At 60.9% G+C, this 5561-nt stretch carries 8 protein-coding genes; 2 read left to right on the top strand and 6 right to left on the bottom strand.

The annotated features are described in order from the left end of the window. Window positions 1-93: 93 nt before the first annotated feature. The 4 genes from P9A16_RS35275 to tnpA are packed head-to-tail and all read right to left on the bottom strand — an operon-like array spanning window position 94 to window position 2763. Window positions 94-315, bottom strand: a complete 222-nt coding sequence (locus P9A16_RS35275; RefSeq protein WP_278026553.1) for a hypothetical protein — start codon at window positions 313-315, stop codon at window positions 94-96. Continuing rightward, window positions 315-1949, bottom strand: coding sequence for an IS66 family transposase (tnpC, locus tag P9A16_RS35270; RefSeq protein ID WP_278026552.1), 1635 nt, complete (start codon window positions 1947-1949; stop codon window positions 315-317). Before tnpC ends, P9A16_RS35275 begins: the two co-directional genes overlap by 1 nt. 59 nt (window positions 1950-2008) lie before the next feature. Further along, window positions 2009-2359 (bottom strand): IS66 family insertion sequence element accessory protein TnpB, encoded by a 351-nt coding sequence (gene tnpB / locus P9A16_RS35265; RefSeq protein WP_171520480.1) that lies wholly within the window; start codon window positions 2357-2359, stop codon window positions 2009-2011. Beyond that, a complete protein-coding gene (gene tnpA, locus P9A16_RS35260; RefSeq protein WP_082342987.1) occupies window positions 2356-2763 on the bottom strand; it encodes an IS66-like element accessory protein TnpA in 408 nt (135 codons plus the stop codon). The genes tnpB and tnpA overlap by 4 nt, the downstream gene beginning before the upstream one ends. Between tnpA and P9A16_RS35255 the strand changes: the two genes are divergently transcribed. Together P9A16_RS35255 and P9A16_RS35250 are read left to right on the top strand one after the other, a co-directional pair. After that, window positions 2735-3247 (top strand): ATP-binding protein, encoded by a 513-nt coding sequence (locus P9A16_RS35255; protein ID WP_050747108.1) that lies wholly within the window; start codon window positions 2735-2737, stop codon window positions 3245-3247. The genes tnpA and P9A16_RS35255 overlap by 29 nt on opposite strands. Continuing rightward, a complete protein-coding gene (locus P9A16_RS35250) occupies window positions 3226-4683 on the top strand; it encodes a response regulator (protein ID WP_197284071.1) in 1458 nt (485 codons plus the stop codon). Before P9A16_RS35255 ends, P9A16_RS35250 begins: the two co-directional genes overlap by 22 nt. Before the next feature lie 182 nt (window positions 4684-4865). Here P9A16_RS35250 and P9A16_RS35245 read toward each other — a convergent pair whose 3' ends face one another. Both P9A16_RS35245 and P9A16_RS35240 read right to left on the bottom strand, forming a co-directional pair. Beyond that, window positions 4866-5279, bottom strand: coding sequence for a helix-turn-helix domain-containing protein (locus P9A16_RS35245; RefSeq protein WP_050747111.1), 414 nt, complete (start codon window positions 5277-5279; stop codon window positions 4866-4868). 100 nt (window positions 5280-5379) lie between these two features. Further along, window positions 5380-5561: transposase domain-containing protein (locus P9A16_RS35240; RefSeq protein ID WP_278026551.1), on the bottom strand; the 182-nt coding region annotated here is incomplete at its 5' end.

Here is a 5561-nt window from a genome sequence, read left to right as displayed (position 1 = left end):
GCCACCCACATCCATCGCATCCGCGCAATTGCGCATTGGAAAGCTGTGACGGGCGCGGTTGCCTGATTTCCGAGAGCCGTCGGCAGAGCGCAATCACCGCTCGATAACGTGACATCGCCCTAGGAACTCCTGCAGGCTCTCGATGCCTCGGTCGGTAAAGGTTGTGCTGCCCTCGTCGGTGCCGTCGTAGACATGGATCATCTCGCCGTAGTCGATGTTGTCGGAGTTGCTGGCGATTTCTTCAAGCAACTCGAGGTTCTCACCGATCAGCGTGGCGACATATTCGATCGTGTAGACATGCGTCGGGCGCGCCATCAGGCCGCCACCTGCCGGGCGCTTCCGGCGGACCAGTTCCACGGCAATAGTTCCGGCAGCCTTGATACTGGAAGGCTAGGCATGCGGGCGAGCACGTCCGCCAGCCAGGCCTGCGGATCGATATCGTTCATCCTTGCCGAGACGATCAGGGAATACATGAAGGCAGCACGTTCGCCTCCGCGCTGTGAACCGGCGAATAGCCATGCCTTTCTTCCCAGAGCAATGCCACGCAGGGCGCGTTCGGCGGCATTGTTCGAAAGGCAAAGCCTGCCGTCGTCGAGGAAACGGGTGAAGGCGTCCCAGCGGCCTTCCTTCTCGAACATGTAGTTGATCGCTTTGGCAACGGGATTGTGCTTCGACATCTGGGAACGCTGGGCCATGAGCCAATCGTGCAGTTCTTCGACGAGCGGGCGAGCATGCTGCTGCCGCGCCGCGAGACGTTCTTCGACGGACATGCCGTTTATGCCGCGCTCGATCTCGAAGAGCGCGTCAATGCGGGCGACGGCCTCAAGTGCGACGGGCGATATCTCGTGGGCTGGTTTGCCCTTGCGCACGTTGCCGGCGATGTCGGCCAGTTCGAAGAACTTGCGCCTGGCATGGCTCCAGCAGAGTGCGCTCTTGACCGGCGCAGGGCCGCGGTCCGCACGGTAGAGGTCGTTGTAGCCACCATAGGCATCGGCCTGGAGAGTGCCATGCCACCCCACGAGATGCCTGTTTGGATGGGTCTTCTCGCGATCGGGTGAGAAGTGGAAGAGTGCCGCGGGAGGCGCGCCGCCCGCGAAGGGGCGGTCGTCGCGGACGTAAGTCCATAATCGTGCCTGCCGCGTTGCACCCCGCGCCAGAAGCGGCACGGTGGTATCGTCGCCATGCAGGCGAACGGCTGCCAGAACATGGGCGCGGATCAGATCATGGATCGGCTGCAGCGCCGTCGCGCAAGCCCCGACCTGATCGGCCAAAGTGGAGAGGCTGAGATCGACGCCTTCCCTGGCGTAGCGCTCGGCCTGGCGGTTCAATGGCTGATGTTGGCCGAACTTCTCGAACAGGATCGTCGCCAGCAGGTTCGGCCCCGCCCATCCGCGCGGCGTGGCATGGAAGGGTGCCGGTGACTGGCTGATCTTCTCGCAATCCCGGCAGGTGAACTTCTCGCGAACCGTCTGGATCACCTTCCACTGGCGCGGGATCGCCTCCAGCGTCTCGGTGACGTCTTCGCCCATCTTCACGATCCGGTCCGAGCCGCAGCAGGTGCAGGTCGACGGAGCTTCGATGATCAAGCGCTCGCGCGGTAGGTGCGCGGGAAACGGCTTGCGGGCCGGCCGGCGGCGTTCGAAGGCGGAGACATTCGTGATCTTCGCTGCCACGCGTTCCGCCGCGATCTCGTCCTCGGTGGCGTCGGCCTCAAGTTCTTCGAGCTGCAATTCCATCTGGTCGATCAGCCGGGCGCGGCGTTCGGAGCTCTGGCCATACTGCTCGCGGCGCATTTTGGCGATCTCGAGCTTGAGGTGTCGGATCATCGCCTCGGACGTCGTCACGACGGCGCGCACCTGCGCGAGATCGGCCTCGGCGGAGGCAGCACGCGCTTCCGATGCCGCTAGCGCGGCACGCAGTCTGGATATCTCCGAAGCAGCATCATCCATGGCCGAAAGCTACCATGCACCATGCTGAAAGCCCAACAAAAACAGAGGAATGCAGTCGATTAGCCTGCCTTGGAAGGCCGCTGCGTCCAGCGTGGATTGCGCCAGTCGATCCCTTCCAGGAGATAGCCGAGTTGCGCCGCCGACACTGGCACGGCGGAGCCATTTTGACTGACCGGCCAGATGAACTTTCCGGCTTCAAGCCGCTTCAGGTAAAGCGACATGCCGATCCCGTCGTGCCACAGAACCTTGACCAGATCACCCTTGCGACCCCGGAAGCAGAAGACTTCGCCGCCATGAGGATCGCGGCCAAGACCCTGTTGCACCTTCAGCGCCAGGCTGTTCATGCCGCAGCGCATGTCCGTCACGCCCCCCGCAATCCACACCTTCACACCAGCCGGAAAGGCGATCATGACGCATCCAGAACCGGCAACAGCCGGGCGAGAATGATCGGATCAAGCGACGCCGGGATCATCAACCGTCGACCGTTCGGCAGGCCGATCTCGATCCTTTTGTCATCGTCCGGCCGGGGCGGTGAGACCTTCTCGCAAGATGCCGCCGCCGGTGACGAAATCGAAAGTGGCACGAAGCCCGTTGAAGCCGAACCGCTCAGAAGGCCACTACGGAACTCCCGACGCCAACGGGTCAACAATGACCGCGACAAACCATATCGCCGCGCCGTCGCGGACCCCTGCCGAAAGCCTTGCAGGCTCTCCTCGACGATCCGAACCTTCTCTTCGTCCGACCAATCCCGCCGGCGACCAAGATCATCGGAGGACAGGACCTCAATGGGGGAAATGATTGTAGCGCATGACATAAGCCATGGACTTAAAGCCAATCAGAAAATCTGGGCAGACGGCCTTCGGCGGAGGGTTACCATTTATCAATGGATCGAGGAGGAAGCAGGGGCGGGTCCTGTCAGCATTTTACGCGCAGGCCCACACGAATGCACGGTCGAAGCAGACAAGGGCCTCATATGTCTCGGCTTTACCAATGGGCTGCGCAACGCAATCGACGCAACGCTCGCGCTTGCAGTTGAAGACGCTCGGTATCCAGACATCGCAGTGAATTGGGGAGTTACCGACAAGGACGTCTGGATCGCGATCGTCGACAGTGGCGTCGGATTTCGGGGCAATGTGGCTCGCGCCTTTGAGATCGGTTCAACCACTAAGGCAGGACATCTCGGTATGGGTCTCGCAACCGCTCAGCAGGCGATGACGTCGCTGAACGGCAGTGTCCGCCTCATCCCGGGCGACCGTGGAGTCCGATTCGAGATGCGTTGGCCGAAGGCGGTGGGTTGATGCGCATTTTGCTAGTTGAGGACAACGTCGATTTTGCCGCATCGATCGAAAAGGCAATTCGCGGCATCGACGGCTGCGAGGTGACTTGGCGGCATAGTAGATTGGGAGCGCTTACCGCAATCGCGGAGGAGCTTTTCGATGTGGTAATCCTCGATCGTCGTATTCCGACCGAAGACGACTTTCTTGATGATCATCAAGACCATGGATGGGCTGTGTTCCAAGCGATTGCCGAGCAGCTTCCCGGTACGTCTGTATGGTTTCTCACCGGCACTGTGGATCCGGACTTTCCCGTCGACATGCTCCGCGACCATGGTCGACGTGGCGATATACATTGTTGCGGCCGCGAGGATCCTATCCACCAGGTGTTCTGGAAAAATCGAATGAACGATTGCGTCGCCGCCGTGCGATCGTTTCGCGCGGAGGTTCAAAGAACTGACCAGATTCACTTGGAATACGTGGACGCCCCCGTGAACCTGCGCGGGGAGGAAATGCGCCTATTAAGGCTCTTTGGACGAACGCACGGCGGCAGCCGAGTCGAAGTCCGTCAGCTCGCTGGCGGGCTTTCGGGTGCAAGGGTGTTACGGGTCACGGTTTTCAACGCCGCGGGCGCCGCTCAAATTACGTCAGTAGCAAGACTTGGAGTGTTTAGCGAGATCGCGGTCGAGAAAGCGAAGTATCATTCAGAGGTGGTGAGGCTTGCACCTGGCTCCTTTCCTCAAGTGACCGCCGAGATCGCACTGGGCGCCGGCAGTTTCGCAAGCATATTCTACGGCGTGGTTGGGGCTGAGGTGAGAAGCCTTTTCGATATCCTTACCAATGACCCGATCGCCGGTGCGGCCGTCCCGGCGCAGGTTCGTGCCGATCACGCGATCTGGCATGGAGCACGCCAGATTGAGCGGTTGCGGGTCTCAACCATTCGGCGGAGCGTCGTCGGTGATGTTGTCCTCCAAGGACTCGGCGAGGAGCTTGCGGGACTTGACTTGGGCGCAGTTGAAGCGATCGAGGTGGACGCGGCGCGCTGCATGCAGCATGGGGATTTGCACTGTGCGAATGTTCTTTTCGATGACTTCGCACGGCCAATGGTAATCGACTATCCCGAAATTGGGCGTTCGCTTGCCTCGCTCGACCCTGTTGCTCTTGAGTTGAGCACAATCTTTCATACGGATGCACCCGATCGCGCAGGATGGCCTACAGAAAACCAGGCAATAGGCTGGACCGAGATTGATCTCTTTTGCGCCGGCTCACCGTACGAGGCCTATATTAGGGCTTGCCGGGCCTGGGCGTTGGGCGTTGCGGGATCGGAGCAAGAGGTATGGGCGGTCGGATACAGCTATGCGCTCCGGCAGTTGAAGTACCGCGATACCGACAAAATACTGGCCCGCGCCATTATCCGCGGGTGCATGGAGCGGCTGCTGCGTGGCGCCGAAGGCGCATGAAAAAGCCCGGTGCGGGAGGAGATGCACCGGGCTTCGATTCTGACTGACAACTTGGGAGGAGGAGGGTTGCCAGTCGTTGCCCGAAGCTGCTGGGAGGAGGAGTGCAGCTCCGACCACCCGAATGTATGCTGCATTGCAGCATTCTTCAAGAAGCCGCCGTGCGAAATTTTGCGCTCCAAGCGCTATTCGCTGGCATCACCCTGCACGGAAGGAAGCGCAGCGGCCAAGGCCGTCACCAGGCCGACCACCTTCCTGCGGATGGTGTGCGAGCTGATCCGTGCGAACGCCACGTTGAGGTCTCGGCCCTCGTTGGTCTCGATGAAGCTGACCAGTTCCGGCGCCGCGGCCGCCACGGCTTGGCCAGGGTCGACCGTCGAGCCCGGGAAGAAATAAGCGGGCGGCACGCCGAAGGTTTCCGCAATCATCGCGAGACGACTCGAACTCACCCGGTTGGTGCCCTTTTCATATTTCTGGATCTGCTGGAAGGTGACGCCGAGCCGGTCGGCCAAGGTATTCTGGCTCATACCGGCCAGCCGGCGCTGCGCCTTGATCTTGCCGCCGACTTCGACGTCGATCGGATCGGGGATCTTCGCCATTCAATTTCCCCCGATCGTCTCGATGATGTCGTAAGCCTTGGCTCGTTGCCTGGGATAGTTCCCGGTCAACATCAGAAGCCGCGGCTCCTATTGTAAGCGGTCAGCCGATGGCGTCGGACCTGAAGTTCCAGGGCATGAGGGCTTCGATTTCAGACGCGGGCCAGCCCTGAGCGATGCGGGTCAAGGTTTGGCAGAGCCAGGCGAGCGGATCGACGCTGTTCATTTTGCATATGTGGACGGCCCCCGGCTTGCAAGATTGACGGCAGTAATTTGAACCGATCG

Origin of the sequence: Shinella sp. 838, assembly GCF_029623935.1 — a bacterium.
In the GTDB taxonomy this organism is placed as follows: Bacteria; Pseudomonadota; Alphaproteobacteria; order Rhizobiales; family Rhizobiaceae; genus Shinella.
This window is presented reverse-complemented; position numbering and strand designations above follow the sequence as displayed.

What these genes read in the sequence shown, in the direction of transcription:
- tnpA (WP_082342987.1), bottom strand. Translation starts at nt 2,763, where the DNA reads ATGTCATGCGCTACAATCATTTCCCCCATTGAGGTCCTGTCCTCCGAT.
- P9A16_RS35255 (WP_050747108.1), top strand. Translation starts at nt 2,735, where the DNA reads ATGGGGGAAATGATTGTAGCGCATGACATAAGCCATGGACTTAAAGCC.
- P9A16_RS35245 (WP_050747111.1), bottom strand. Translation starts at nt 5,279, where the DNA reads ATGGCGAAGATCCCCGATCCGATCGACGTCGAAGTCGGCGGCAAGATC.
- tnpC (WP_278026552.1), bottom strand. Translation starts at nt 1,949, where the DNA reads ATGGATGATGCTGCTTCGGAGATATCCAGACTGCGTGCCGCGCTAGCG.
- tnpB (WP_171520480.1), bottom strand. Translation starts at nt 2,359, where the DNA reads ATGATCGCCTTTCCGGCTGGTGTGAAGGTGTGGATTGCGGGGGGCGTG.
- P9A16_RS35275 (WP_278026553.1), bottom strand. Translation starts at nt 315, where the DNA reads ATGGCGCGCCCGACGCATGTCTACACGATCGAATATGTCGCCACGCTG.